We start from the raw sequence: 26,267 nt of genomic DNA, 5'->3' as shown, positions 1-26,267 counted from the left end.
ATTTCGGGCAGCCCCGATCTCGAAGATCACACAGTTGGGAAGGCACTATGCGACGACTTCTGATCGCGGCTTGTGTAGACTTGACGACGGGTGGCATCCTTGCCCCCCTTTTTCGTTTGCCCGAAGACGAAGAATTCGTATACAGAGCTCTTGAAAAACTGCCAAAAAAACGCAGCTTCCTCCTATTATCCGCTTTGCCTTCCTGCCAAGCGGTGGTAATTGAGCGGCCATGACGACGAAAACCCTGTCCAATATTCGAAATTTCTCTATTGTCGCGCACATCGACCACGGTAAATCTACCTTGGCTGATCGCCTCATCCAGTCCACCGGCACTCTCACCCAGCGTGAGATGAAGGAGCAGGTGCTCGATTCCATGGATATCGAGCGTGAGCGCGGCATCACCATCAAAGCTCAGACCGTTCGCCTGATCTACAAGGCGAATGACGGCATTGAATACACGTTGAACCTGATCGACACACCAGGTCACGTGGACTTTGCCTATGAAGTTTCTCGCTCCCTCGCTGCGGTTGAAGGCTCCCTGCTCGTGGTTGATGCCTCCCAGGGCGTGGAAGCGCAGACCCTCGCTAACGTTTATCAAGCAATCGACAACGATCACGAGATCGTCACGGTGCTGAACAAGGTAGACCTTCCTGCCGCTGAGCCAGAGCGCATCAAGGAACAGGTTGAGGACGTCATCGGCCTCGATACGTCCAGCGCCGTTGAGATTTCTGCAAAGACGGGCCTTGGCATTCCAGATGTTCTGGAAGCAATCGTCACCCAGCTTCCAGCACCGCAGGGTGATCCGGATGCACCGCTCAAGGCCATGCTGGTGGACAGCTGGTACGACACCTATCTCGGCGTCATGGTGCTCGTTCGCATCATTGATGGCGAGCTGAAAAAGGGCGACACCATCAAGATGATGGGCACAGGTGCCGTGTACCCGGTTGATCGGGTCGGTGTCATGACCCCGGCCTTCGTGGCAACGGACCGCCTCGGTCCGGGTGAAATCGGCGTGCTCACGGCTTCCATCAAGGAAGTGGCAGATACGCGCGTGGGTGACACCATCACCACGGACAAAAAGGGATGCACCGAAGCTCTGCCAGGTTTCAAACCTGCCCAGCCGGTGGTGTTCTGCGGCTTGTTCCCGGTTGACGCCAACGACTTTGAAGACCTGCGCGCTGCCATGGGCAAGCTGCGCCTGAACGATGCCTCGTTCTCCTTCGAAATGGAAACCTCGGCTGCGCTTGGCTTTGGTTTCCGTTGTGGCTTCCTCGGTCTCCTGCACCTTGAGATCATTCAGGAGCGCCTGTCCCGTGAGTTCAATCTGGACCTGATTGCGACCGCGCCTTCGGTGGTCTACCAGATGACGCTGACCGACGGCACGGATGTTGAGCTTCACAACCCGGCAGACATGCCTGACATTGTGAAGATCCGCGACATCAGTGAGCCTTGGATCCGCGCCAACATCATGACGCCGGACGAGTATCTCGGCCCGATCCTGAAACTTTGTCAGGAACGTCGTGGCTTGCAGATTGATCTGTCCTATGTGGGCAGCCGCGCCATGGTTGTTTACGACCTGCCGCTCAACGAAGTGGTCTTCGACTTCTATGACCGCCTCAAGTCAATCTCCAAGGGCTACGCTTCCTTTGACTACACCATCAGCGACTATCGCGAAGGCGATCTGGTCAAGATGTCCATTCTTGTCAACGAAGAGCCGGTGGATGCGCTCTCCGTTCTGGTTCACCGCTCTCAGGCAGAGCGTCGTGGCCGTGCCATGGTGGAGAAGCTGAAGGATCTGATCCCACGTCACATGTTCAAGATCCCTATTCAGGCAGCCATTGGCGGCCGGGTGATCGCCCGTGAAACCATTGCGGCTCTGCGTAAGGACGTGACGGCCAAGTGTTATGGCGGTGACGCCACCCGTAAACGCAAGCTTCTGGAAAAACAGAAGGCGGGTAAAAAGAAGATGCGCCAGTTCGGCAAGGTGGAAATCCCTCAGGAAGCCTTCATTCAGGCCCTGAAGATGGATGACTGAGCAACAGCCGTTGCGCCGCTAACAGCATAAAGAGACCGGCCTGCAAAGAGGCCGGTCTTTTCGTTTCAAGCCCAGAGAGATCGGGAAAGGTACCTAGACCATGTCATTGGAAACAGACCTGCGCGCCCGCGCCGAAGACAAGTGTGAATTGTGTGGCGCCAGCGAAAACCTGAGCGTGTTTCCGGTTGGACCGGACGCAGACGACACGGCAGACCGTGCGCTTCTTGCGTGCCAAACCTGCAGTGATCAGATGACGGGTGCAGCAGAGCTGGACGGCACTCATTGGCGTTGCCTCAACGAAAGCGCCTGGAGCACAGAGGCACCGGTTCAGGTCACCGCATGGCGCATGCTGAAAAAGCTGTCCGCAGAGACTTGGGCACAGGATCTTCTTGAGATGATCTATCTGGATGAAGAAACCCAGAGCTGGGCGGAAGCAGGTCTTGAGGCCGCAGGTGACGACGAAGACGCCATCGTTCACAAGGACACCCATGGTGCCGTTTTGAGCGCTGGTGACACCGTCACTCTCATCAAGGATCTGAAAGTAAAGGGCGCAGGTTTTACAGCCAAGCGCGGCACCGCAGTACGCAATATTGCCCTCGTGCCAGACAACGCAAGCCACATTGAAGGCCGTGTCAACGACCAACGCATTGTCATCCTCACCGAGTTTGTGAAGAAGAACTAAGAACAGAGCTGGCGGCCCCTGCGGCCGCCGCTATATTTGGACTACAAACGTAGTTTTCGCTGCAACGCTTACCCAGCCGAAAGCGAAACACTGTGCAAGCGCAGTATGGATTTGAGAACACCTGGGGCGCGTTGGGCAGAACCTCTATGAGCAACAGCAAGAGCATTCCAGACACGCACAGCCGCTTGCTTCATGACGGGGCCACCGACACCCTCACGCTGATTTACGACGGGGCCTGCCCGTTTTGCCAGCGCTACACCACTTTGCTTGAGCTGCGAGAGGAAGGGCGCACGGTCACACTGATTGATGCCCGCGCTCATCCGCAGGTCGTCGCAGACCTCATCTCCAGAGGCATCGATATTGATCAAACCATGGTCGCTCACTATCAGGGCCGGGAGTATGCGGGCAGCGACGCGCTCCATCTCATCGCGCTTTTGGCCACCGGCTCTACTGGTTTCAACCGCCTGAACCGCTGGTTGTTTCGCTCGCAGCAGCGCGCACGACTGGCCTACCCGGTGCTGCGTGCACTTCGCAATGGCACCTTGAAACTGCTTGGGCACCGCAAGATCCGCAGTTAATGCTGGGTTTGTTCCCGTCTCGTTCTGAAACTGTAACAGACACAGCTTTGGTTGATGCACTTTCTTACAAGGTTTCGATAGGATCGGCCCAGCGCCTTCCTTAGGGTTTGCCTCAGGAATTGGCGGCACCACCTTTGATTTGCTCTGAACCAACGGTGGTGGCGCTTCCTTTTATCCCAAGGAGGACCCCTTATGCCCGCCCCTATTCGGCCCTTGCTGCCCTACAGCCGACCGAAGCCTCGCTCGAAGCCCCGCGCATGGCTCATCAACAACCTTCTTGCCGCCAGCCTTTCGCTAACGCTGTTTCCCGTTGAAGCCGCAGAGGCCACGCAAGGCTCGCTGTCCTACCCAATCGTGGACACCGGCGCCTCGCTGTGTTTCGGGACAAACGGTGAGTTGCCGTCGTGCCCTGGCGTGGGCAAAACCGCCTTTGGTCAAGATGCGCAGTATCAGGGCAACGCCCCGAGCTATTCCAAAGGTAGCGGCACGGTGACCGACAACGTGACCCAACTGATGTGGAGCCAAACAACAGACCTGAATGGCGACGGCGCGATCAACGCCTCCGACAAGCTCACTGTTGCGGAGGCCAAACGCTATGCTGATGCCGCAACGATTGGCGGTCACTCAGACTGGCGCTTGCCCACCATCAAAGAGCTATACTCTCTCATTCAGTTTGATGGTCAGGATGTAAGCGGCCCCAGCCGGTCCCGCACCCTTTCCGCAATTCCCTTCATCGACAGCCGCGTGTTCGGTTTCGGGCCCGGTGATACGAAGTCGGGAGAACGCCTCATCGACAGCCTGTTCATCACCTCCAGCCGCTATGTCTCCACCACCATGCGCGGCGACACCACCTACTTTGGTGTGAACTTCATCGACGGTCGCATCAAGGGCTATGGCACCTCATCCCCGCGCGGTGAGAAGACATTCTATGTGCTGCTGGTGCGGGGTAAGACGACCTATGGCCGCAACGCCTTCAGGGATCAGAAAGATGGTACGGTACTGGATCGCGCCACCGGCCTCACGTGGCAACAGCAAGACAGCACCAAAGCCTTGAGGTGGACTGAAGCACTGGCCTACTGCGAAGGCTTGCGCCTTGGCGGTCGCAACGACTGGCGTCTTCCCAACGTCAAAGAGCTTCAATCAATCGTGGACTATTCCCGCTCTCCGGATACCAGCCGCAGTGCCGCCATCAATACCGTTTTTGAAGCAACGCCTATCCGCAATGAAGCCGGGCAGCAGGACTTTGCTCAATATTGGTCCAGCACCATTCACCGCACCACGTCACGCAAATTCGGTGGGGCGTATGTTGCCTTTGGCCGGTCCCTTGTAAACATGCGCGGCAGCTGGCTGGATGTACATGGGGCAGGTTCGCAGCGCAGTGACCCGATCACCGGAAACGCCAAGGACTACGCTCAGGGCTTTGGCCCGCAAGGGGATGCCATTCGCATTGAAAACTTTGCCCGCTGCGTTGCAGGTGGCGCAATCCTTGTTGCCCAGCCCAAACAGACGCGGCGTCCTGCAGAAACCTATGAGGTCTCACAGAGCGCTCAGAGGCAGCGGCCCCAGAATGCAGGTGAGGGACGACGCCCTCCACCTCCGGGCCATAAGCGGCCAGATGCGCCCAGAGGCAAACGCCCACTTTGGCACTGACCTGCGCCGCCCATGAGGCCTGGATACCCTTGAGGCCCGGTAGTCACGCCGCTTACCTGGCGGTTATCGGGCCTCTTTTCCGTGTCTCTTACTCGGCTGCTTTCCGCTTTGGCAGCACCCAGTCTTTGCGCGGATAGTGGCAGGTATACCCGTTCGGGATGCGCTCAAGATAATCCTGATGCTCCGGTTCGGCTTCCCAGAAGTCGCCCACCGGCTCCAGCTCTGTCACAACATTGCCCGGCCACAAGCCTGATGCATTCACATCCGCGATGGTGTCGAGGGCGATTTTTTTCTGCTCCTCGTCCACATAGTAGATCGCAGAGCGGTAGGACATGCCGATGTCATTACCCTGCCGGTTCAGCGTGGTCGGGTCGTGAATCTGGAAGAAGAATTCCAGCAGTTGCCGGTAGCTGATTTTCTCCGGATCATAAACGATCTCAATCCCTTCAGCGTGGGTGCCGTGGTTGCGATAGGTCGCATTTGGCACATCGCCGCCCGTATACCCCACGCGGGTCTTCTCAACGCCCGGCAGCTTGCGGATCAGGTCCTGCATGCCCCAGAAACACCCGCCTGCCAGTACTGCACGCTCACTCATTTTACGTCCTCCACTTGATCGAGATAGGCCCCGTAGCCCTCGGCCTCCATGTCATCCCGGTGGATGAACCGCAGCGCGGCCGAATTGATGCAGTAGCGCAGACCGCCATGCTCTCGCGGCCCGTCTGGAAACACGTGCCCCAAGTGGCTGTCCCCATGCGTGGAACGCACTTCAGTACGGATCATCCCGTGGCTGGTGTCGGAAAGCTCTTGAACATGGGCGGGCTCGATTGGCTTGGTAAAGCTTGGCCAGCCGCACCCACTTTCAAACTTGTGGGCAGAGGCAAACAGCGGTTCGCCAGAGACGATGTCCACGTAAATGCCCGGCTCCTTATGGTCGTTATATTGGCCCGTAAACGGCCGTTCCGTGCCGTTCTGCTGGGTTACATAATGCTGCTCGGGCGTCAGATTGTTCAGTGCTTCCGGTGACTTCTTATAGGTCATCCCCTCTCATCCTCCACTCGGCGAAATCTCAAGAGTTTGGTTCCTTACCATATGGGGAAGCGTCTCGAAGAAACAATGTTGTGAGGGGGATGTGAAACCCTCCCAAACTTCTTACCCGTCAAATATGCGGTACGCATAACATATAAATAACTATGATCAAATCGACTGTATTCATAAGAATAAATCAAATCATATTCCAACAAGCAACTATTGAATGTAAGCGTTACATATGCAACTCATCCAATGTCTCCATACGTAAGGGGATTTATATTTTAATTTTATTCAACAATCCCCTGCGTTAACTCATTACTTGAGGAGGAATTGGATGTCTCTAATTGATGCTGGATTTGATAGCGGCTTTATCAACGTAGGCCTTGCAAGCATACCGGGTGGCAACGGGCGACTGAAGACATTTGAAGACGGCTTTGACAGCCGTGATCGGGTCTGGACCGGCACCACTGGCAGCGTTGACCAGTTTTATTCAAAGGATGCCATTGATAAGGGCATAGATCAGAGCAACATCGCCTACGTTACCGTCGATTTCGACTTTTATGAGTATGGCAAAACATATGGCAACGGCCTCGACATCACGATTTTCGGCGGGCCAGCCAATTTTGAAGAGTCATTTCGTCTCGGAACTTTTTCCTACACGCGCACCGATCGTGACGGCTCAGGTTCTGGAGAGAATTATTCATGGGATCGCAAACTGCTCGATTCCAACATTGATATCGACGGCAGCGGCGGCTCCGAGGTTTGGGCCGATCGCGACCAGAAGTACCATTACAGCATCAAACTCGACCGAGACTTCTTCAGCCCCGACACCATTTACACGGCGCTGGATGACCCATTCTACATGGCGCTGCGATACAACAAGGGCTCCAACAACAACGGCAAGGACGCAGCTTGGGGCCTCGACGATTTGGAGGTGAACGTCTTCACCTATGCCGACCGATCAGATCTGAACGCGGCCAACGCCGTGGGGCGGATCCAGGGTTCGAACATCACTCAAAGGGAATTTTCAAGCTACCACGAGCTTTTTGACCAGATAGACGTTCGACTGGCAACCCTGCAAGGAAACGCAGACGCCTTTATCTCAACGCTCGACGACAAGGCGTTCAAGTACAGCAATTACAAGGCTGGCCACGATGCCCTGATCAACAACCTTAAAGTGACCTTTGACAACTGGACGAACAGCTTTGAACAGTGGCAAACGAAGGTTTGGGATCAAGCCGACGATCAACATGACGGTAACAAAGGAGACGCAGACGCTGCGGCCTTCCTTACACTGGTCAGCTCTTTGACATCCATCGGCACCAGCCTCATGTCGGGCAATGTCCTGTCTCTTGCAGGGGCAATCGAGAGCACAGCGGCAGCCTCGCTGCGCATGAGGAAAGAGGGCTTGGGCGATAACGGCGTCGATCCTGACACAATTCAACGCATCGAGCATCTGGAGCGCATTGAAGATGTATTCGAAATCGGAAAACGCGTGATTGAGGACCTGGAGGGCAGCGGTGCCGATACACGCAATCTCAAGGTATCCCTCAACAAAGCCTTCGATGAATACACGGACCTTGCCAACTCCATTGCGCTTCGCGCGCACATCGAGGCGGTAGCGGACCGGAAGACCCATTTCGACCCAGGCCTTGTGGAAGACCTCGGATTTGACGTCTACAATATGACGTATTTCGAGCAAGGCTGGATCGGTAACACAGACCGCGAGTTCATCACTTGGCACGTCAGAGGGGAGCGCAACAACGATTTTAATGGAACTGACTTCAACTTCGATCGTTTCACGGTCAGAGAAGTCATTCACAGTATCGATAGTACAGATGTTGCCGAAAACCTGAACTGGCAGCGCGGCCAAGGCCTCGGTGATGTTGAAGGCTCATTCTGGAACTATAACGTCGACCAGATTGACTTTCACAACTACTCGACAGGCTTCTTGGCAGACTTTGTCTAAAGCCTCACCCATTCGGGCCGTCACACCGTGGCGGCCCTTCTTCTTTGTCCCGCAACGCCCCAAACCGCGAGGGCTGTTTACCAACGCCCCGCACCGAGTTGACAGAGAAACGCCCCCTCCATCCGTCATCCCGGCCTCCGAGCCGGGATCCACCAGACACCCCGACCTGCACAAGGTCACGCTTGTGGTCAACACTGGCGGTGAAACCCATGGCACGCTTTTCCGAACGACTCTGGATCCCGCGTCAAGCGCGGGATGACGCCTGCGATAAAAGTACAGCCATACCTCACACTAGGTTTAAGGTCCGCGCGTGCCCCACACTAGATTGATGGCCCCAGCCCTGCCTCACATCAGGTTGAAGGCCCAGCACTGCCCCACACACCCTGCGTCATCCCGGAGAAGCGAAGCGCACATCCGGGATCCAGAGCAAGGGGCTGACAGCTCAACTGCAGCACTACACAATAGGCTATCAGCACGAAGCACGGCACACGACCTATGGTGCGAGCACTCCACCTAGCAGAACCACGCACCAACCCCGGTGTGACCGCAGAACCTCGACCACTCCCCTTCCCGTCATCCCGGCCCCCGAGCCGGGATCCACCAGACGCCCCGACCCGGACAAAGTCACGCTTGTGGCCGCGACAGATAGTGAACTCCTTCGCACGCTTTTCCGAACGACTCTGGATCCCGCGTCAAGCGCGGGATGACGCCTGAGATAAAAGTACAGCCATACCTCACACTAGGTTGAAGGCTAGAACCTCGACCACTCCCCTTCCTGTCATCCCGGCCACCGAGCCGGGATCCACCAGACACCCCGACCCGCACAAGGTCACGCTTGTGGTCAACACTGGCGGTGAAACCCATGGCATGCTTTTCCGCGGCTCTGGATCCCGCGTCAAGCGCGGGATGACGCCAGAGGAAAAAGTACAGCCGTACCTCACACTAGGTTTAAGATCCGCGCGTGCCCCACACTAGATTGAAGGCTAGAACCTCGACCACTCCCCTTCCTGTCATCCCGGCCACCGAGCCGGGATCCACCAGACACCCCGACCCGCACAAGGTCACGCTTGTGGTCAACACTGGCGGTGAAACCCATGGCATGCTTTTCCGCGGCTCTGGATCCCGCGTCAAGCGCGGGATGACGCCTGAGATAAAAGCTCGACCATGCCCCACACTAGGTTAAAGGCCCAAACCCTACCCCACACACCCTGCGTCATCCCGGCCTCCGAGCCGGGATCCAGAAAACATCTTGCCCCAGCGCCCGAAGCTCTGCTAGGTTTCGCGCATCCGCAACCACTCAAGGCGCATGACATGTCCCTGCACGTGATCATCTTCAAAGATGTTCAGGCCCGGCTCAATTCTGGACCGGCATGCGGGCGATTTATGACCCGGCGTGGCTGAGGCAGCGACCGCGCCCACCACGCCGCAGGCATGCCGCCTGATACCTCTCCCTTGCCTCTCCCTGATCGCATGGCGTGATCCGTATTTTGCAACGGGTTACACCGGCTTTTTCGCTTTGCGGCAAAAACTGCCAAAAGCTGGGGGTGTGGCACTGGAAAGCGCTGGCATTTCTGCTAAAACACACTCCACGATTTTCATATGATGATCGCCCGCAATGGGCGAAGCTGCAAACCTTTGAGGGATTATGTCCGACCTTCAAACTCTCGAAGCCGAGATCTCCGCCGCCATTGACGCGGCCACCACCGAGGCTGCGCTGGAAGATGTGCGCGTTGCTGCCCTTGGCAAGAAGGGGTCTGTCTCTGAAAAGATGAAGACTCTTGGCAAGATGTCTCCCGAAGAGCGCAAGGAAATGGGTCCGGCCCTGAACGGGCTCAAGACCCGTGTGGGCGATGCCATTGCCGCGCGCAAGGAAGTCTTGAAAAAAGAAGCCCTTGAGGCCCGCCTTGCCAGCGAGACCATTGATGTGACCCAGCCGCTGCGCGTTGCGCCAGCGGAGAGCGGCCGCATTCACCCGGTCTCTCAGGTGACCGAAGAGCTCACCGCGATTTTTGCCGATATGGGCTTTTCCGTTGCCGAAGGCCCGGACATCGAAACCGATGAACTGAACTTCACTGCGCTGAACTTCCCGGAGGGCCACCCGGCCCGCGAGATGCATGACACCTTCTTCTTTAATCCGAAGGAAGACGGCGAGCGCCTGTTGCTGCGCACCCACACGTCTCCGGTTCAAATTCGCACCATGCGCAATCAGGAGCCACCGCTGCGCATCATCATTCCGGGTCGGACCTATCGCTGTGACAGCGACCAGACCCACACACCCATGTTCCACCAGATGGAAGGCCTTGTGATCGACAAGACCACCCATATTGGTCACCTGAAGGGCACATTGGAAGAGTTCCTCAAGGCGTTCTTCGAGGTGGAGAATGTGGAGCTGCGCTTCCGCCCAAGTTTCTTCCCGTTCACCGAACCGTCCATGGAAGTGGACGTGAAGTGCGACCGCTCCGGCGCTGAGGTGAAGATCGGCGAAGGCGAAGACTGGATGGAAATTCTGGGCTGCGGCATGGTTCACCCGAATGTGCTGCGCAACTGCGGTCTGGATCCCGATGTTTATCAGGGCTTTGCGTGGGGAATGGGCATCGACCGTCTGGCCATGCTCAAGTACGGCATGGCGGATCTGCGTGCCTTCTTTGACGCGGATGTGCGCTGGCTGAAGCATTACGGCTTCCGTCCGCTCGACATGCCAAGCCTGATGGCTGGCCTCTCCCGATAACCCCGCGGTCCTGATCGCACGCTATTAAAGAGAAGAGACATGAAATTCACTCTTTCCTGGCTCAAGGACCATCTTGAGACCGACGCTAGCCTTGAAGAGATCCTTGAACGGTTGACCATGATTGGTCTGGAGGTTGAGGAAGTCACCAACCCGGCCGATCGTCTTGGCAGTTTCCGCATTGCTCATGTTCTGGAAGCGGTGCAGCACCCGAATGCAGACCGTCTGCGGGTTCTGAAAGTCGACACTGGCGAGGGCGAACCTGTGCAGGTGGTATGTGGCGCGCCAAACGCCCGCACCGGTCTGAAGGGCGTGTTCGCGAAGCCGGGCGATTATGTTCCCGGTCTTGATGTCACCCTGTCCGTTGGCAAGATTCGCGACGTGGAAAGCTTCGGCATGATGGCTTCCGAGCGCGAGCTGGAATTGTCTGACGAGCATGACGGCATCATCGACCTGCCAGAGGACGCACCTGTGGGTGTTCCCTATGTTCAGTATGCAGGTCTGGATGACCCTGTCATCGAGATTGGTCTGACGCCAAACCGCCCTGACTGCGCGGGTGTTCATGGCATTGCACGCGACCTTGCAGCTTCTGGCCTTGGCACGCTCAAAAATACGGAAAAAACGCAATTCAACGCAAACTTCGACGCAAACGTGAATGTGCGCATTGAGCTGGGCGAAACCACCGAGGATTGCCCGGCGTTTGGTTACCGCGTTGTGCGCGGCGTCAAGAATGGCCCGTCTCCGAAGTGGCTGCAAAAGCGCCTTGTTGCCATTGGCCTGCGTCCGATTAATGCCCTCGTGGACATCACCAACTACATCACTTTCGATCAGGGCCGTCCGCTCCATGTGTTTGATGCGGATAAGGTTTCTGGCGATCTGGTAGTGCGTTACGGCAAACAGGGCGAAGAACTTGTTGGCCTTGATGGCAAGACCTACCAGGTAGACGAAAGTGTTGTTGTGATTGCTGACGACAACGGCGTTGAGTCTCTTGGTGGCATCATGGGCGGCGAAGTGAGCGGCTGTGATGAGAACACCACCAACGTGATCATCGAATCGGCGCTCTGGAACCCATTGACCATCGCACGCACTGGCCGCAAGCTGGGCATATCTACCGATGCGCGCTACCGCTTTGAGCGCGGCGTTGACCCAACCTACACAATGGAAGGCCTTGATCTTGCAACGAAACTCGCTGTGGAGTTTTGTGGCGGCGAGCCAAGCGCGCCAAAGCTGACCGGGGAAATCCCGCAGGAAGAGCGCATGATCGACTTCCCGTATTCGGAAGTGAAGCGCCTTTCCGGACTCGAAGTTTCCCATGCAGAAATCAAGGCCGTTCTGACCATGCTCGGCTTCTGGGTCTCCGGAACTGGCGATGTTGTGAAGGTTTCCCCGCCAAGCTGGCGTCCAGATGTTCACGGCAAAGCAGATCTGGTGGAAGAAGTTATGCGCATCGTCGGCATCGACAAGGTGCCGTCCGCTACGCTGCCACGCATGGAGCCTGTCTCCCAGAAGGTACTGACAACCAGTCAGATTCGCCGCTCAAACGCCCGCCGTGCCCTTGCTGCGCGCGGTCTGGATGAGGCGGTGACCTGGTCCTTTATCCCCGCTGCACACGCGGAAGTTTTCGGTGGTGGCCAGCCGGAACTGAAGCTGGCGAACCCGATTTCCGCAGACATGTCCGACATGCGCCCTTCCCTTCTGCCAGGTCTTTTGGCAGCAGCACAGCGCAACGCGGACCGCGGTTTTCCGGATGTTGCGCTCTTCGAAGTTGGGCAGGTCTTCCTCGGAGATTCCGAGAAAGATCAAAAGGTTATGGTCTCCGGCGTACGCCGCGGCACCGCCGTTCTGGATGGCGCAGGTCGTCACTGGTCTGGCAACTCCGAGGCGGTTCATGTGTTCGATGCCAAAGCCGATGCGGAAGCAGCCCTGAGCGCCATTGGTGTTGCAACAGACAAGCTGATGGTCTTCACCGATGCACCGTCCTATTACCATCCGGGCCGCTCCGGCGCGCTGAAGATGGGACCAAAGAACACCTTGGCGTACTTCGGTGAAATTCACCCGCAAACACTGGAAGACCTTGATATTGAAGGTCCTTTGGTGGCCTTCGAGATCTTTGTGGACGCAGCTCCAGAGCCAAAGAAGAAGCCGACCAAGTCCAAGGGCGCGTTTGTGGCCCCTGATCTTATGCCCGTTCGCCGCGACTATGCTTTCGTGGTCGACAAGGGTGTGCCGGTTGAGAAGCTGCTGCGAGCTGCACGCGGTGCAGACAAGGCGCTGATCGTTGATGTGACGCTCTTCGATATCTACGAAGGCCAAGGCGTTCCGGAAGGCCAGCGTTCGCTCGCCATTGACGTGATGCTGCAGCCAACCAAGAAGACCCTCACCGATGAGGATATCGAGGCTGTCTCTGCAAAGATCGTACAGGCAGTTGCGAAATCCACCGGCGGCGCGCTTCGCAGTTAAGACGCTGATATTACAAGACTAAAAGGACGCGGCTTCATTTGAAGCCGCGTTTTTTATTGCGTTACTGTGCGTTCTCGTCAGCGCCGGATGCAAGATAACCTTGTTGCACCAGATGCACGGTGAGACCTGCGGGGAATGGCAGAACGACGGATTGTTCATAGGAGCAGTTTTCAATGTTGCTTCCATCTGGGCAGACACGAACACCAAAGCCATCGGAAGGACCATGGCTTTCGGTCACACGGGCCAGAGCGGGGATAAAGTCACCGAGGCGGGTCTTCACCGCCGCCCAGGCTGCTAAAAAGCCGTTTGCATTCCAGAGGTCTGCACGCTGAGCAGCATATTCTTCCAAGCTATTGAGCTCGCTGACAAATTCACTACGATATGCAGGATCGGCACTTACGTTGACGATCCTTGTACCTTCAAGGCGCTGTATCTCCAGCGGCGCAAGACTCCCAGCATAAGGGGCGAACAAGTAGAGGAAACTCTGGTCGACAGTCAGGAGCTCCAGCGTCCCATCGCCGTCAAGATCAAAAACCCGATAGTTAGCGCCAGCGTCAAAGGTCCCGGCGCGCACGGTCACCCAGTTGTTCTCCTCGTCCGTGGTCAGAATGGACATGTCGATACAGCAGTGTGCCCCGCCGGTGTAGCGGCGCACAATCACCTGAGGATAGGGCGTGTCTGGCAGTATTCTCAGCATTTCCAATGAGTTACCGAAGGACGAATAAACATCCGTATCCGTTTTTAGCGCATAAAGTGGCGCCCCGTTTGCGTCATGGAGCGTGATATCGAGGAAGGTTTCAACGAAGTCTTCCCCGTCGCTCGGGTTGCCTTCCGCATTTTTTCGAACCACCTCCACCTTCAGGTTTTCAAGTTGGGCTGAGGCCCTGGCGTTACCATCAAGCTCCACACGCACCATCTCAGGCGAGGACCAAATCAACTCACGATAATTGCTTCCTTTGGAAAGGTACGCATCTTCAGGCACAGCGTTGGCGTAGTCAGCTTTGCGAATTTGCTCCATAGTCTGCGCCTGAACAGGCCCTGAGAGAATGGCATACCAGCCGTTTTTTGCGCGCACCACAAAGGTTCTAGGCAGAAAATAGCTGCTTTCCCGTGCTTCCATTATAGCGTCTTGCCGGTCTTCCCGCGCCGCCAATACCAACCAGCGCTCATCACCCGAAAGCTGTAGCTGACTAGCGTTAGAAAAAGCTGGCCAGCCAATTGCGCAAACGAGAGTAATGAAAAACAACTTCAGAATGCGGCTCATGTTTCTACTCTGACTAATTTAAGGATACTGAGACAAGTGTATCTGCCATTTTGCATCGCCCGCACCCCGAAAACGCGCCATGGTTAAAAATGGCTGGGGACCGCCGCTTTGATGCTTCGGTTATGGTCCGCAAAGCTCCGCAGGTGAAACTGCGAGTGTTTTGCCTAGAATATGCCCAAAGGTAACTCCCAGAGGACGCACAACATGAGCCCAGCTCCCCGCATTGCAACAGTCACACTGAACCCGGCTGTTGACCAGACCGTCCTGGCCCCCGGCTTTTCACTTGATACGGTCAATCGTGCCATCAGCTCCCGAACGGATGCCGGTGGCAAAGGCGTGAACGTCGCCTCCTTTCTGGCGCACTACAAGCACAAGGTGACCGTTCTCGGCCTATTGGGAGAGGACAACGACAAGCTTTTCACGCGTCATTTTAGCGAGTTAGGCATCGTCGACGATTTCAGTCGTGTTAGCGGCGCAACGCGCACAAACATCAAAATCGTCGATCACGACACCAACCGAATTACCGACCTGAACTTCCCGGGCCCGGCGGCGACGGCAGCAGACCTTGAAGCAGTGGAACGACAACTCATTGTCTCTGCAGCAGAAGGGCTTGATTGGTTGGTGCTTGCTGGCAGCTTGCCCAAAGGCTTGCCGGAAGACAGCTATCTGCGCTTTATCAAATGGGCCAGAATGGCCGGCTGCAAAACGGTGGTAGACACAAGCGGTTTGCCTTTGCGGGTTGCCTTGTCTGCAAAACCTTACGTCGTCAAACCCAACGTGGAGGAGCTGCGTTACATCCTCGGCGGAAGGTTAGAGACATCAGTGGAAGTCGCCGCTGGGGGGCGTGAGTTGGTGCAGGAAGGCATTGGTCTTGCCGTCATTTCAATGGGCGGCGACGGTGCCGTTTTTGTGAGTGAGGAAGGGGCAGTGCATGCCATTGCGGCTGCGCCCTATGTCGCCAGTACGGTGGGGGCTGGGGATGCCATGGTAGCTGGCCTTGTGCACGCCCATGTGCGCGGCTTCGACCTCAGAGAGATGGCACGGATCTCAACGGGCTTCTCACTCGGCGCACTCGGCGAGGTAGGACCGCGCTTGCCGGAGGTGGCGCGCGTTGAGGAACTGGCGCAGACGGTGTGCCTCGCACCTGTATGATGCACTCAAAGCAAAACAGTTTAACTCAGCACCGCTGGCCATTTCAGGTGATGACAAAACCCAATGGCCCGCAGTGCAACCTCAACTGTGGCTACTGTTTTTACCTCGAGAAGAACGAGCTTTACGCGGATAGCAAGCGTTTCGCCATGAGCGACGGGGTGTTGGAGCACTATGTCTCGGGCTTCATTGCATCACAAGCTGAGCTCGGTCTCCGTGAGATCTGGTTCAACTGGCAAGGTGGCGAGCCTGCTCTTTCAGGATTGGCTTTCTATCGAAAGGTAGTGGCGTTGCAGATGCGCTACGCGCCGGACCACGTAACTATTCAGAATGCATTTCAAACCAATGGCACGCTTCTGGATGATGACTGGGCTCGATTCTTTGGCGAGCACCGCTTCCTGATTGGTCTCAGCATTGATGGACCAGAGCCCATCCATGACGCCTACCGCGTTGACCGCGCCAAACGCCCCAGCTTCAAGCGCGTCATGGAGGCGGCAGAACGCCTTGCCCGCCATGAAGTGGCGGTTAACGCACTGACCGTGGTACACCAAGGCAATGTGCGACGCCCACGGGAAGTTTATCGCTTCTTGAAAGATGCAGGGTTTCGTCACTTGCAGTTCATCCCTGCCGTTGAAGAAGTGGCATCGCTTGCCCTTCCAAGCCACAGAACAGCGAAGAACCTGGCAAAATGGAGTGCCTCACCAAAGGCTTATGGCCGCTTCCTGTGTGCCATCTTTGATGACTGGGCCACCAACGACATTGGTGAGGTTTCCGTTCAGATGTTCGACGTACACATGGGTACGATGGTTGGTATGCCTTCATGGCTTTGCACGTTTGCTCCCACCTGCGGCCAGGCACTGGCCATGGAACACAACGGCGACCTCTATTCCTGCGATCACTTCGTCTACCCGACGCACCTGTTGGGCAACATTCTTGAAACACCGCTGGACGCTCTGGCGACCAGCGCACCACAAGTCAGATTTGGGGAGAACAAGCAAACCGGGTTGCCCACTGATTGCCGAATCTGCTCTTTCGTCTCGGCGTGTAACGGGGGATGCCCCAAGCATCGTTTCATGCCTGACAGAGACGGTGGTTATGCTCTGAACTACTTTTGTCCAAGCTTCAAAATGTTTTTCAAACATGCGGGAGCAAGGCTCAGAACAATTGCGATGCTTCAGGCACAGGGTGCGTCAGCCCCGCAGATTCGTGAGCTGCTGAGGCAGCAGCCCAACAAAACCAAGGGCTAACCAAATTGGCGACCCGGCGCCACTGCCTGTGCCCGCAGGAGCGACCCTCCAGTTTGCACTGAGTGTAAATAGCCCACTCTTCTTGCAAATTAGAATTCCACAAAATTGGCATGTGGGTATACCCATACAGCATGTTGACCATTCGCGCGCACCAAGCACAATATGCAGTGTCTTTGGTCTTGCGATTCAATCGGAAGCTAAGAGGGAAGCCGGTGCAACTCCGGCACTGCCCCCGCAACTGTAAGCGGCGAGCTTTTCGCCCAATTTGCCACTGTAGTGAGTTCACTTCGGGAAGGCGGGCGGATGGCGCTTGAGCTGTGAAGTCAGGAGACCTGCCAAAAGACACCAACTGACGACCACGGGCGGAGGGTCCGGGATGCGTTTCGTGCACGAGCCGCGAGGGTGCGTTGCTCGGCCATGCGTATCTGCGCCTCCCCCAATGCTACGGGGACGAAAGCATGAGCATTACCGTATACTCCAAGCCTGCATGTGTGCAGTGCACCGCAACAACCCGCGCACTGGATAGCGCTGGTATTGCCTATGATGTGATTGACCTCACACAGGACAACGATGCTCTGGCTGAAGTGGAAGCGATGGGTTACCGACAGGTTCCTGTCGTTGTTGCAGGAGACCAGCACTGGGCTGGCTTCCGTCCAGACAAAATCGGCGGCCTCGCCTGAGTTGGTGAGCGGGCTCGTCTACTTCTCAAGCCCATCAGGAAATACCCACCGCTTTGTCGAGCGCCTCGGCTTGCCGGCCGAGCGCATTCCGCCGCGCGCGTCCGAACCAATGCTGAAGGCAACTCAGCCATTTGTTCTGATTACCCCCACCTACGCGGATGGTGAGGGGCGCGGTGCCGTCCACAAACAGGTGATCCGTTTCCTCAACGATGCGGCAAACCGAACTCTGCTTCGAGGCGTAATCGCCTCTGGCAATCGAAATTTTGGGGCCTTTTTTGCCTACGCAGGCACAATTATCGCCGCCAAATGTAACTGCCCATGCCTTTACAAGTTTGAACTTGCAGGCACCGACAGTGACATCGCGCGGGTACGTCAGGGACTAGATTTATTTTGGAAGCAACAACTCTCGATAAGTCAGTAGTCGCCCAACAAGGGCTGGACTACCACGCGCTGAACGCCATGCTGAACCTCTATGATACGGAGGGGAAGATCCAGTTTGAAGCGGATCGTCAGGCGGCACGTCAGTATTTCCTGGAACACGTGAACCAGAACACGGTTTTCTTCCATTCTCTGGAGGAGAAACTCTCCTATCTGGTGCGCGAGAACTACTACGAAGCTGAGGTCCTGGACCAGTACGATCCGGCGTTCGTGAAGTCCATTTTTGTGGCGGCTTACGAGCGCAAGTTCCGGTTCCCGACGTTCCTTGGTGCATTTAAATTCTACACCAGCTATGCGCTGAAGACGTTCGATGGCAAACGCTATCTGGAACGCTACGAGGACCGTGTGGTGATGGTGGCCCTGGCACTGTCGCGCGGCGATGAAGACCTCGCCATGCGCATGATGGACGAGATCATCTCCAGCCGGTTTCAGCCAGCGACGCCGACGTTCCTGAACGCGGGTAAAAAGCAGCGCGGCGAACTGATCTCCTGCTTCCTGCTTCGCCTTGAAGACAACATGGAATCCATTGGCCGCTCCATAAACTCCGCCCTGCAGCTTTCCAAGCGCGGCGGTGGCGTGGCCTTGATGCTGACCAACCTGCGCGAGGCAGGCGCGCCAATCAAAGGCGTTGAGAACCAGTCGTCCGGCGTTGTGCCAGTGATGAAGCTTCTGGAAGACAGCTTCAGCTACGCCAATCAGCTGGGGGCCCGTCAAGGTGCCGGAGCAGTGTACCTCAACGCCCACCACCCGGATATTTTGAGTTTCCTCGACACCAAGCGTGAGAATGCGGATGAAAAGGTCCGCATCAAGACCCTTTCCCTTGGCGTCGTCATTCCGGACATCACCTTCCAGCTCGCCAAGCAGAACGAGGAAATGTACCTGTTTTCACCGCACGACGTTGAGAAGGTCTACGGCGTGCCATTCTCCGAAATCTCCGTGACGGAAAAGTACCGGGAGATGGTGGACAACCCGCAGATCCGCAAGAAGAAGATGCGGGCTCGAGACTTCTTCCAGCTGCTCGCCGAAATTCAGTTCGAAAGCGGCTATCCTTACATCATGTTCGAAGACACGGTGAACGCTGCAAATCCTGTTGCAGGCCGCATCACCATGTCCAACCTTTGCTCTGAGATTCTGCAGGTTAATGAGGCCAGTACGTTCAACGACGATCTGTCCTACGACCACCTTGGTACTGACATCTCCTGCAATCTGGGATCCTTGAACATTGCAAAGGCCATGGACGGCGGCAATCTGGGGGCAACGGTCGAAACCGCAATTCGCTCGCTGACAGCCGTTTCCGAGATGAGCGCAATCGACTCCGTGCCATCCGTTCGCCGCGGAAACGATGAAAGCCACGCCATTGGCCTTGGCCAAATGAACCTGCACGGCTTCCTTGCCCGTGAGCACATTCACTATGGCAGTCCGGAAGGCATTGACTTCACAAACATCTACTTCTGCACGGTGCTGTTCCACTGCATCCGCGCTTCCAATGAGTTGGCGAAGGAACGCGGTTCCAGCTTCAAGGGGTTTGAAGACAGCCAGTACGCGTCCGGTGTTTTCTTCGACAAATACATCGAGAAGGACTGGGTGCCAGAAACAGAACGTGCGGCAGCGCTTTTTGAGAAGTTTGGCGTTCACATTCCGACCCGCGAAGAATGGGCCGCGCTCAAAGACGCCGTGATGAAGGACGGACTGTTCAACCGGAACCTTCAGGCGGTGCCCCCGACCGGTTCCATCAGCTACATCAACAACTCGACCTCGTCGATCCACCCGATCGTGTCCAAGATCGAAATCCGCAAGGAAGGCAAGATTGGCCGCGTGTACTATCCAGCGCCGTTCATGAACAACGACAATCTGGAATACTATCGCGATGCCTACGAGATCGGTCCGGAAGCGCTGATCGACACTTATGCGGCGGCCACCCAGCATGTGGACCAGGGACTGTCACTGACTCTGTTTTTCCCGGACACCGCGACGACACGCGACATCAACAAGGCCCAGATCTACGCTTGGAAAAAGGGCATCAAGACAATTTATTACGTGCGCCTGCGCCAGATGGCACTGGAAGGCACTGAGGTCGAAGGCTGCGTGGCCTGTACCCTTTAACTCTTTGAGGACTAACCATGACCATTCACAGTGCCATCAAGCCAGTCGCCAAGGCGGTTAACTGGAACCGCCTTCAAGACGAAAAAGATCTTGAGATCTGGAACCGTCTGACTGCCAATTTCTGGCTGCCGGAGAAAGTGCCGCTGTCCAACGACATTCAAAGTTGGGCCTCTCTGAAGCCGGAAGAACAACAGCTGACAATCCGCGTGTTCACCGGTTTGACGCTGCTCGACACCATTCAGAACACAGTTGGTGCACCTGCTCTCATGGCGGACGCGGTGACGCCGCACGAAGAAGCGGTGCTGACCAACATCGCCTTCATGGAGGCGGTTCATGCGCGTTCCTACTCCTCCGTTTTTTCCACCCTGTGCCGTACTGCAGAGGTGGATGACGCCTTCCGCTGGTCGGAGGAGAACGAGCATCTTCAGGCCAAGTCGCGTTTGATCCTGGAAGAGTACAACGCAACAAGCAGCCCGCTGAAGAAGAAGATTGCCAGCGTGTTCCTGGAGAGCTTCCTGTTCTACTCCGGGTTCTACCTGCCCATGCATTGGTCCAGCCGTGCCAAGCTGACCAACACCGCGGATCTTATCCGTCTCATCATTCGCGATGAAGCGGTGCATGGCTACTACATCGGCTATAAGTTCCAACGCGCTCTGGAGAGACTGCCAGAAGCGGAGCGAGCCGAGATCAAGGACTTTGCCTTCTCGTTGCTGCTGGACCTTTACGGACTGGAGACCCACTACACCGAGGAACTCTATGATCCGCTGGGCCTGACTGAGGACGTGAAGCACTTTTTGCACTACAACGCCAACAAGGCCTTGCAAAATCTGGGCTTTGAAGGACTGTTCCCAGAGGCGATTTGTCAGGTAAACCCGGCAATCATGGCCTCCTTGTCTCCAAACGCGGATGAGAACCACGACTTCTTCTCTGGCTCTGGCTCATCCTATGTGATCGGCAAGGCCGTTGCGACGGAAGATGAAGACTGGGATTTCTGACAAATCCCTTCGACAAGATCCAATATATAAAGGGCGCCACGAGCGCCCTTTATCTTAGACTGTGCCGACGGATCAGGCGATGTTGTATCCATCATCCGAAGTTAGCGCCGGACTGGTAAGAACTTCATCGATTACGTCTTCAACGTTTGTGAAGAGGATTGTGTCGACCATCTTGTTCCAACCACGGTCTTCAGAGCGCTGATCAAAGCCCCAGCCGTTGATCTGGATTGAGAAGCTGTCTTCATCCAGTCCGAGGAGCTTTACTCCCTTGATGCCATCGCCGTTGATGAGCTCATCAAGGATTTCGGCAACTTCATCGCCATCCCGGCCCTTGCCGCAGGGGAGAACCCTGCAAGTGCCGCGGCATCCACAAAAACTCCCAGTCGCCCGACCGGGAATGATGCGGACGAACGATGACTTAAACGCTTCGCCCGGCAGGCCATCAAGCACCACGCGAGAACGACAAAACTCCAATGGTTTCGCTTGATTACGCGCCGCATCTTACCAGATGAGGGTGTACTGACGCCCGTAAACCGATAGTTTCGGGCCGTTGCCCAAGCCCCTGATGCAAGCTATCATTGTCGCGACGAGGACGGAGCAATCATCGATGGCGCGAAAGACCTTCACACCGGATGATCCGGCTTTGCCAATGAACTATCCGGGTTTCATCTTCCGAGAACTTCGGGAAGAAGGCTATGCCGCAAGCGATTTGCTTACAGGAACTTGGCTTGATGAAAGCCATTTGAGCGATCCACATTTTCGATGTGGTTTTCAGCCGCTTCGACGGCTTCTTCTGAATGCCATTGAGCAAACCGGGGAACCAGATCTTGGGATCAGGCTGGCTTTAAAGTTTCAACCTACGTATATCGGACTGCCGGCATATACAGCCATGAATGCGGCACGTTTCGAGGACGGGCTCGACGTTCTGAAGAGATTCTTCTTTTTGAACTTCCCCGCACTGGACGTCAGCATCATAAAAGCACTCTCTGGCCTGCAAGGGCCCGAAGCAGCCGTTCGCCTGAGATCCAAATTTCATTTCGAAGACTTGGAGTATTTCGGGTTCAGCAGCGCCATTGTAGCCATAAATGGTTTGCTGAAGGCGATGCTGCGTACCGACCAGGTTGCGACCCGTGCCGAAATGACAATCAGTGCGCCTGAGCGCTGGCCAGCTATCGAAGCCGAAATCGGCTTTCCTATTGTGTTTGAGGCATCTGAGAACCAGATCATCTTTCCAGAAACCCTGTTGGACCGCCCCCTCCCCGGCGCTGATCCGATCAATCATGCGCGGCTGCTGGGCCTTTGCGAGCAATTCGCGCAGGAGATGGCGTTCGAGACGACCCCGGTCACTCAGGTAACGGCGTTTCTTGAAAGCGCGCCGTCTCTGGCGGTGTCGCTCTCGTATGTTGCGGCCGAGTTAGGATATTCCGAGCGTGGTCTACGTAGGCAGTTGGATCGGTCCGGAACCTCCTATCGCAAACTGGTGGATCAGGTCCGAGAACAGCGCGCCCGCACCCTCCTATCCGGCAGTACGTTACCCATCAAGGCGATCGCGGGTGCTCTCGGTTTTGAGACGTCCTCGAACTTCGCTCGAAGCTTCAAGCGATGGACCGGCCTTACCCCAAAAGCATTCCGGGATCAGCTCGCCCTGACCTTGGATAAGGCTGGCCGAAAATGAATAGTCTCTGGCCGTAGGTGATCCTGACCTGCGGTCGAACGACGCACCCTTCGGAGTATATTCTGCGTAAGCATAATATTCCGAGGGACTCATGCCACGCATTTTGCAAGTTGTTATTCAGAACAGAAGCCGCACCCGTCGTGCATTTTTTGGGCGCTTGGTCGCGGCGTTGTCCTGCGTGATGATGAGTGTCTCACCCACCTTGGCCGATGTCACCAGCTCTGACCTGATCGACACAACCGAAAATGCCAGTTTACCAAGCGAAAACGGCGATCGATCCGCCGAACTTCTCTCGGCCTTCTTCGGGCTCGACAACGGCTTGCCTATTCTTTCCCGGCTGATCTGCCGGGGCGCGCCCGGCAAGGATGGCATGCCGGTGATCTTCTCGAGTGAGATTGACCACACAACGATGCAGGCGGGAGATTTCAAGGTCACCACCGCGTCCGGTGCGACGGGCGAAACACTCTGCGTCACCCTACTCCCTGCGACTGACCCCGGCGAGTTGCGCACGGTGTTGCTGGTTGGGGAATTCGGGGACGCAAAGTCTGATCCGCCGGTGTCGGTTGAGGTTGTCGGGCATCTTCACTCAATCGACGGCGTGTTGGATTTCCGCGGCGCACAGGTCGAGGTCACGCCACTGGCATCCGGTCCGAGCCTCGTGATGGCCGAAGTCGTTGACCCTTTGACTCCAGATCAAGGTCTCGGCCAGCGGCGCACAGATGGCACAGACTGCCCGTCAGAGGGCATTGAACAAGCTGTGCGAGTGGTCTGGGCTGGAGGCGTTACGCTTGAAAATGGCGATGAGCCAGGCGATGCGGAGCGAGATCTCTACCGTGTGACCGTACGCGCCGAAGACGGAACAGAGCGGACTGTCACGCCAACTGTACTGGCCGATCTGGGAGATGGCGACAACAATCATCTGCTGTGCCTCGATACAGCTGACACGCCCCTCTCCGTTTCGTTTCCCGAAGGGATTTTTGCCGATCCGAATGGTGATTTGAACCCTGACACCGAAATCACGGTGTCTCTCCGCCGCCAATGAGACGCAGTCGCCCCATCAATCAGCGCATCGCCGCCCCAAGCTCGGAGACATAAAGATAATGAGATCTGTCGACGTATTCTGGTCCTTCAGAAGCCCCTATTCCTACCTTGTCACGCCCGATCTGTTGAAGCTGCGCGACGACTTCGATGTGAACCTGCGGTTTCGCCCGGTGCTGCCAATTGCAGTGCGCGCGAAAGACGCGCTGTTTTCCGATGATCCGCGCCGGGTGCGCTACATCATGTTGGACATGGTGCGGCGCGCCGAGTTCCTCGGACTGCCTTTTGGACGGCCCGTGCCGGATCCGGTCGTGCAGGATCTTGAAACGTTCGAAGTCGCAAGCGAGCAACCTTACATCCATCGCTTGACCGGCCTTGGCGTAGAAGCCGAACGGCGTGGCAAGGGGCTGGAATTTGCCTATCACGTCTCCGCATTGATCTGGGGCGGCACACCGGGTTGGAACGAGGGCGACAGGCTCGCCCGCGCAGCCGCCAAGGCCAACCTTGATCTTGCGGAAATGGACGCCGCAATAGCCGCGAATGACCCAACGACCGAGATCGAAGCCAACCAAGCTGCGCTGGATGCCTCCGGCCATTGGGGCGTGCCGACCATGGTGTTCGAGGGCGAGCCATTCTTTGGTCAGGACCGCATCGACACGCTGCGCTGGCGTCTTGGTAAGGCAGGATTGGCCAAACCATGACCATTACCCGCGCCAACAGGGCGCGGCTCTTTGCTATGAACGCAACAAAACGAGAAGCTTACATGACGAACTTTACCCGAGCCGTGCTCGGTGCGCTGAGCCTTTGCCTCGCGACGGCACTCCCGGCATTTGGCCAGGATGCGCGACCGAATATCTTAGTCGTTCTGTTTGACGATGTCGGTTTTACCGGTTTCGGTGCCTATGGCAGTGATGCGCGTACCCCGAACATCGACAGGTTGGCGCAGTCAGGTACACTCTTTTCGCGCTATTACTCCTCCCCGTTCTGCGGGCCAAGCCGGGCCATGCTGATGACCGGCCAAGACAATCACCAGACGGGTATGGGCACGCTGGTCGAAACGGTGACGCCTGAGCAGCGCGAGCTGCCCGGCTATTCCATGGTTTGGGACAAAGATCAGGCGACCATTGCGACGATCTTGTCAGAAGCCGGATACCAAACTTACGTGACCGGGAAATGGGGCATCGGAGCAAAGGGCAAGAACCTGCCCAACCATTTCGGCTTTGACCGATCTTACGTGATGGACTCGACGGGCGGCAGCAATTACGACCACCGCCACTATCTGCCAGGTTACCCGGAGGTCCCTTGGTTCGAGGACGGCAAACCCGTCCGTCTGCCCGAGGATTTCTATTCCTCCCGCAATCTCGTTGACCAGATGATCCGCTACATCGACGAAGGCGATGCGGATCAACCGTTCTTCGGCTTCCTGTCTCTTCAGGCCGCTCACATCCCGGTTCAGGCCCCGCTCGAGTTCATCGAACGTTATGACGGAGTGTTCGACGCCGGATGGGACGTGATGCGCAAAGAACGTCTGGAACGGGTCATCGATCTCGGCCTCGTGCCAGAAACCACGACCTTGGCCCCGGTTCATGAGGACCACCGCGTCTGGGATGACCTCTCTGCGGCAGAAAAGGCCGAAGCCACACGCGCAATGCAGGTTCATGCCGCCATGATCGAGTCAGCCGATTTCCATATCGGGCGCCTGCTGGATCATCTGGAGGCCAACGGACAGCTGGACAACACAATTGTCGTCATCACGTCTGACAACGGGGCTGAATCGGGGGTGACGTCCCTTGAGAACCCAGTGTTCGATCTTCTGTTGAACGGGATCCATCGTCTTGAAGGCTATGACACCTCCCCAGAAAACATGGGCCTTCCAGGCAGCCTGACCGCAATCGGGCCCGAATGGGCTTCTGTTGAGGCCTCACCGTTCAACCTGTACAAGTTCTACTCCTCAGAAGGCGGACTTCGTGTGCCGCTTGTCATTGCGGGCGCCGGTGTTGCGGCAAGCGGAATTCAGCAAGCCCCTGTGCACGTGTCCGACCTGATGCCGACCCTACTTGAAGCTGCAGGTGTGGCGTATGACCCTGGCACTCTTTACGGCAAGAGCATCCTTCCGGTTCTTTCCGATCAGACGACCGAAACCCGCGGCGCCGATGAAAGCTTCGCAGGTGAGGTAAGCGGGAATGCCGCGCTTTATCGCGGCAACTGGAAGCTGGTGCGTACCGCGTTGCCGCGTGGCGATTTTACCTGGCGGCTTTTCGATCTATCCGTCGATCCGGGTGAAACCACCGACCTGTCCGGCGAGAACCCGGAACTCTTTGCGGAGCTTAAGTCCGAATACGAAGCCTACGTGGCAGATGTTGGCGTGTTCGAGCTGGGACAAGAGGACTATGCCGAGGCGCAGCTCTTCTCGAACCTCCTGGAAAAGACCGTCAGCAAATACTGGCCGTATCTAGCCGGGCTGGTGTTGATGCTGTTGATCAGCGTTTACGCGCTCTTCCGCCTTGTCCGGATGCTTGTCCGCCGTTCAGCCCACTAATCCAACTTACA

The 26,267-nt window shown here is 56.5% G+C and carries 21 protein-coding genes and 1 riboswitch; of the genes, 17 read left to right on the top strand and 4 right to left on the bottom strand.

Annotated features, from left to right (window positions below; translation table 11 throughout):
- Positions 1 to 229: 229 nt before the first annotated feature.
- The 4 genes from lepA to Q3Y58_RS01895 all read left to right on the top strand — a co-directional run bounded on the left by lepA (position 230) and on the right by Q3Y58_RS01895 (position 4,945).
- A complete protein-coding gene (gene lepA / locus Q3Y58_RS01910) occupies positions 230 to 2,035 on the top strand; it encodes a translation elongation factor 4 (protein WP_274218162.1) in 1,806 nt (601 codons plus the stop codon).
- A gap of 100 nt (positions 2,036 to 2,135) precedes the next feature.
- Positions 2,136 to 2,717 (top strand): PhnA domain-containing protein, encoded by a 582-nt coding sequence (locus Q3Y58_RS01905; protein ID WP_319620770.1) that lies wholly within the window; start codon positions 2,136 to 2,138, stop codon positions 2,715 to 2,717.
- Between the two features lie 146 nt (positions 2,718 to 2,863).
- Entirely contained in the window at positions 2,864 to 3,295 is a 432-nt protein-coding gene (locus Q3Y58_RS01900; protein ID WP_319620769.1) for a DCC1-like thiol-disulfide oxidoreductase family protein, read from the top strand.
- A 192-nt stretch (positions 3,296 to 3,487) separates the two neighbouring features.
- Positions 3,488 to 4,945: an Lcl C-terminal domain-containing protein gene (locus Q3Y58_RS01895; RefSeq protein WP_319620768.1), complete on the top strand. Its 1,458-nt coding sequence runs from the start codon at positions 3,488 to 3,490 to the stop codon at positions 4,943 to 4,945.
- Between the two features lie 88 nt (positions 4,946 to 5,033).
- On the opposite strand, the gene msrA is transcribed toward Q3Y58_RS01895, so the two are convergent.
- Complete coding sequence (gene msrA / locus Q3Y58_RS01890; protein ID WP_274218158.1) at positions 5,034 to 5,540, bottom strand: peptide-methionine (S)-S-oxide reductase MsrA; 507 nt, start codon at positions 5,538 to 5,540, stop codon at positions 5,034 to 5,036.
- Positions 5,537 to 5,983, bottom strand: coding sequence for a peptide-methionine (R)-S-oxide reductase MsrB (gene msrB, locus Q3Y58_RS01885; protein WP_274218157.1), 447 nt, complete (start codon positions 5,981 to 5,983; stop codon positions 5,537 to 5,539). The genes msrA and msrB overlap by 4 nt, the downstream gene beginning before the upstream one ends.
- Positions 5,984 to 6,308: 325 nt before the next feature.
- Between msrB and Q3Y58_RS01880 the strand changes: the two genes are divergently transcribed.
- The 3 genes from Q3Y58_RS01880 to pheT all read left to right on the top strand — a co-directional run bounded on the left by Q3Y58_RS01880 (position 6,309) and on the right by pheT (position 13,128).
- A complete protein-coding gene (locus Q3Y58_RS01880; protein WP_319620767.1) occupies positions 6,309 to 7,943 on the top strand; it encodes a hypothetical protein in 1,635 nt (544 codons plus the stop codon).
- A gap of 1,645 nt (positions 7,944 to 9,588) precedes the next feature.
- On the top strand, positions 9,589 to 10,671 hold the full coding sequence (gene pheS / locus Q3Y58_RS01875) for a phenylalanine--tRNA ligase subunit alpha (RefSeq protein ID WP_319620766.1): 1,083 nt from the start codon (positions 9,589 to 9,591) through the stop codon (positions 10,669 to 10,671).
- A gap of 39 nt (positions 10,672 to 10,710) precedes the next feature.
- Entirely contained in the window at positions 10,711 to 13,128 is a 2,418-nt protein-coding gene (gene pheT / locus Q3Y58_RS01870; RefSeq protein ID WP_274218153.1) for a phenylalanine--tRNA ligase subunit beta, read from the top strand.
- A 61-nt stretch (positions 13,129 to 13,189) separates the two neighbouring features.
- On the opposite strand, the gene Q3Y58_RS01865 is transcribed toward pheT, so the two are convergent.
- The gene (locus tag Q3Y58_RS01865; protein WP_319620765.1) at positions 13,190 to 14,392 is read right to left on the bottom strand and encodes a hypothetical protein; all 1,203 of its coding nucleotides are present in this window, start codon (positions 14,390 to 14,392) and stop codon (positions 13,190 to 13,192) included.
- 204 nt (positions 14,393 to 14,596) lie between these two features.
- Here Q3Y58_RS01865 and pfkB point away from each other — a divergent pair, with 204 nt between their 5' ends.
- From pfkB to nrdF, 6 genes are all read left to right on the top strand, one after another.
- Complete coding sequence (pfkB, locus tag Q3Y58_RS01860; RefSeq protein ID WP_319620763.1) at positions 14,597 to 15,544, top strand: 1-phosphofructokinase; 948 nt, start codon at positions 14,597 to 14,599, stop codon at positions 15,542 to 15,544.
- Between the two features lie 50 nt (positions 15,545 to 15,594).
- The gene (locus Q3Y58_RS01855; RefSeq protein ID WP_319620762.1) at positions 15,595 to 16,788 is read left to right on the top strand and encodes an anaerobic sulfatase maturase; all 1,194 of its coding nucleotides are present in this window, start codon (positions 15,595 to 15,597) and stop codon (positions 16,786 to 16,788) included.
- Between the two features lie 158 nt (positions 16,789 to 16,946).
- Positions 16,947 to 17,142: riboswitch (cobalamin riboswitch) on the top strand.
- Between the two features lie 104 nt (positions 17,143 to 17,246).
- Positions 17,247 to 17,468 (top strand): glutaredoxin-like protein NrdH, encoded by a 222-nt coding sequence (gene nrdH / locus Q3Y58_RS01850; protein WP_274218148.1) that lies wholly within the window; start codon positions 17,247 to 17,249, stop codon positions 17,466 to 17,468.
- A 4-nt stretch (positions 17,469 to 17,472) separates the two neighbouring features.
- Positions 17,473 to 17,889: a class Ib ribonucleoside-diphosphate reductase assembly flavoprotein NrdI gene (gene nrdI / locus Q3Y58_RS01845; RefSeq protein ID WP_274218146.1), complete on the top strand. Its 417-nt coding sequence runs from the start codon at positions 17,473 to 17,475 to the stop codon at positions 17,887 to 17,889.
- On the top strand, positions 17,859 to 20,009 hold the full coding sequence (nrdE, locus tag Q3Y58_RS01840; RefSeq protein WP_319620761.1) for a class 1b ribonucleoside-diphosphate reductase subunit alpha: 2,151 nt from the start codon (positions 17,859 to 17,861) through the stop codon (positions 20,007 to 20,009). The genes nrdI and nrdE overlap by 31 nt, the downstream gene beginning before the upstream one ends.
- A gap of 23 nt (positions 20,010 to 20,032) precedes the next feature.
- Positions 20,033 to 21,004, top strand: coding sequence for a class 1b ribonucleoside-diphosphate reductase subunit beta (nrdF, locus tag Q3Y58_RS01835; RefSeq protein ID WP_274218308.1), 972 nt, complete (start codon positions 20,033 to 20,035; stop codon positions 21,002 to 21,004).
- 72 nt (positions 21,005 to 21,076) lie between these two features.
- Here the strand turns inward: nrdF and Q3Y58_RS01830 are convergent, their stop codons facing one another.
- The gene (locus Q3Y58_RS01830; RefSeq protein WP_319620760.1) at positions 21,077 to 21,478 is read right to left on the bottom strand and encodes a hypothetical protein; all 402 of its coding nucleotides are present in this window, start codon (positions 21,476 to 21,478) and stop codon (positions 21,077 to 21,079) included.
- A gap of 133 nt (positions 21,479 to 21,611) precedes the next feature.
- On the opposite strand from Q3Y58_RS01830, the gene Q3Y58_RS01825 reads away from it, so the two are divergent.
- From Q3Y58_RS01825 to Q3Y58_RS01810, 4 genes are all read left to right on the top strand, one after another.
- A complete protein-coding gene (locus Q3Y58_RS01825; protein WP_319620759.1) occupies positions 21,612 to 22,679 on the top strand; it encodes a helix-turn-helix domain-containing protein in 1,068 nt (355 codons plus the stop codon).
- Between the two features lie 91 nt (positions 22,680 to 22,770).
- The gene (locus tag Q3Y58_RS01820) at positions 22,771 to 23,721 is read left to right on the top strand and encodes a hypothetical protein (protein ID WP_319620758.1); all 951 of its coding nucleotides are present in this window, start codon (positions 22,771 to 22,773) and stop codon (positions 23,719 to 23,721) included.
- A gap of 58 nt (positions 23,722 to 23,779) precedes the next feature.
- On the top strand, positions 23,780 to 24,418 hold the full coding sequence (locus tag Q3Y58_RS01815; protein WP_319620757.1) for a 2-hydroxychromene-2-carboxylate isomerase: 639 nt from the start codon (positions 23,780 to 23,782) through the stop codon (positions 24,416 to 24,418).
- Positions 24,415 to 26,256, top strand: a complete 1,842-nt coding sequence (locus Q3Y58_RS01810; protein ID WP_319620756.1) for an arylsulfatase — start codon at positions 24,415 to 24,417, stop codon at positions 26,254 to 26,256. Before Q3Y58_RS01815 ends, Q3Y58_RS01810 begins: the two co-directional genes overlap by 4 nt.
- Positions 26,257 to 26,267 lie beyond the last annotated feature (11 nt).

The sequence above is a fragment of the Nesiotobacter zosterae genome, from assembly GCF_033843645.1.
Classification (GTDB): domain Bacteria; phylum Pseudomonadota; class Alphaproteobacteria; order Rhizobiales; family Stappiaceae; genus Pseudovibrio; species Pseudovibrio zosterae.
This window is presented reverse-complemented; position numbering and strand designations above follow the sequence as displayed.

Excerpts from the sequence above, each read along its gene's own strand:
- Q3Y58_RS01905 (WP_319620770.1), top strand. The coding sequence starts at position 2,136 with ATGTCATTGGAAACAGACCTGCGCGCCCGCGCCGAAGACAAGTGTGAA.
- Q3Y58_RS01880 (WP_319620767.1), top strand. The coding sequence starts at position 6,309 with ATGTCTCTAATTGATGCTGGATTTGATAGCGGCTTTATCAACGTAGGC.
- Q3Y58_RS01895 (WP_319620768.1), top strand. The coding sequence starts at position 3,488 with ATGCCCGCCCCTATTCGGCCCTTGCTGCCCTACAGCCGACCGAAGCCT.
- Q3Y58_RS01900 (WP_319620769.1), top strand. The coding sequence starts at position 2,864 with ATGAGCAACAGCAAGAGCATTCCAGACACGCACAGCCGCTTGCTTCAT.
- Q3Y58_RS01825 (WP_319620759.1), top strand. The coding sequence starts at position 21,612 with ATGGCGCGAAAGACCTTCACACCGGATGATCCGGCTTTGCCAATGAAC.
- msrA (WP_274218158.1), bottom strand. The coding sequence starts at position 5,540 with ATGAGTGAGCGTGCAGTACTGGCAGGCGGGTGTTTCTGGGGCATGCAG.
- msrB (WP_274218157.1), bottom strand. The coding sequence starts at position 5,983 with ATGACCTATAAGAAGTCACCGGAAGCACTGAACAATCTGACGCCCGAG.
- Q3Y58_RS01865 (WP_319620765.1), bottom strand. The coding sequence starts at position 14,392 with ATGAGCCGCATTCTGAAGTTGTTTTTCATTACTCTCGTTTGCGCAATT.
- Q3Y58_RS01810 (WP_319620756.1), top strand. The coding sequence starts at position 24,415 with ATGACCATTACCCGCGCCAACAGGGCGCGGCTCTTTGCTATGAACGCA.
- pfkB (WP_319620763.1), top strand. The coding sequence starts at position 14,597 with ATGAGCCCAGCTCCCCGCATTGCAACAGTCACACTGAACCCGGCTGTT.
- Q3Y58_RS01815 (WP_319620757.1), top strand. The coding sequence starts at position 23,780 with ATGAGATCTGTCGACGTATTCTGGTCCTTCAGAAGCCCCTATTCCTAC.
- Q3Y58_RS01855 (WP_319620762.1), top strand. The coding sequence starts at position 15,595 with ATGACAAAACCCAATGGCCCGCAGTGCAACCTCAACTGTGGCTACTGT.
- Q3Y58_RS01820 (WP_319620758.1), top strand. The coding sequence starts at position 22,771 with ATGCCACGCATTTTGCAAGTTGTTATTCAGAACAGAAGCCGCACCCGT.
- pheT (WP_274218153.1), top strand. The coding sequence starts at position 10,711 with ATGAAATTCACTCTTTCCTGGCTCAAGGACCATCTTGAGACCGACGCT.
- pheS (WP_319620766.1), top strand. The coding sequence starts at position 9,589 with ATGTCCGACCTTCAAACTCTCGAAGCCGAGATCTCCGCCGCCATTGAC.
- nrdH (WP_274218148.1), top strand. The coding sequence starts at position 17,247 with ATGAGCATTACCGTATACTCCAAGCCTGCATGTGTGCAGTGCACCGCA.
- lepA (WP_274218162.1), top strand. The coding sequence starts at position 230 with ATGACGACGAAAACCCTGTCCAATATTCGAAATTTCTCTATTGTCGCG.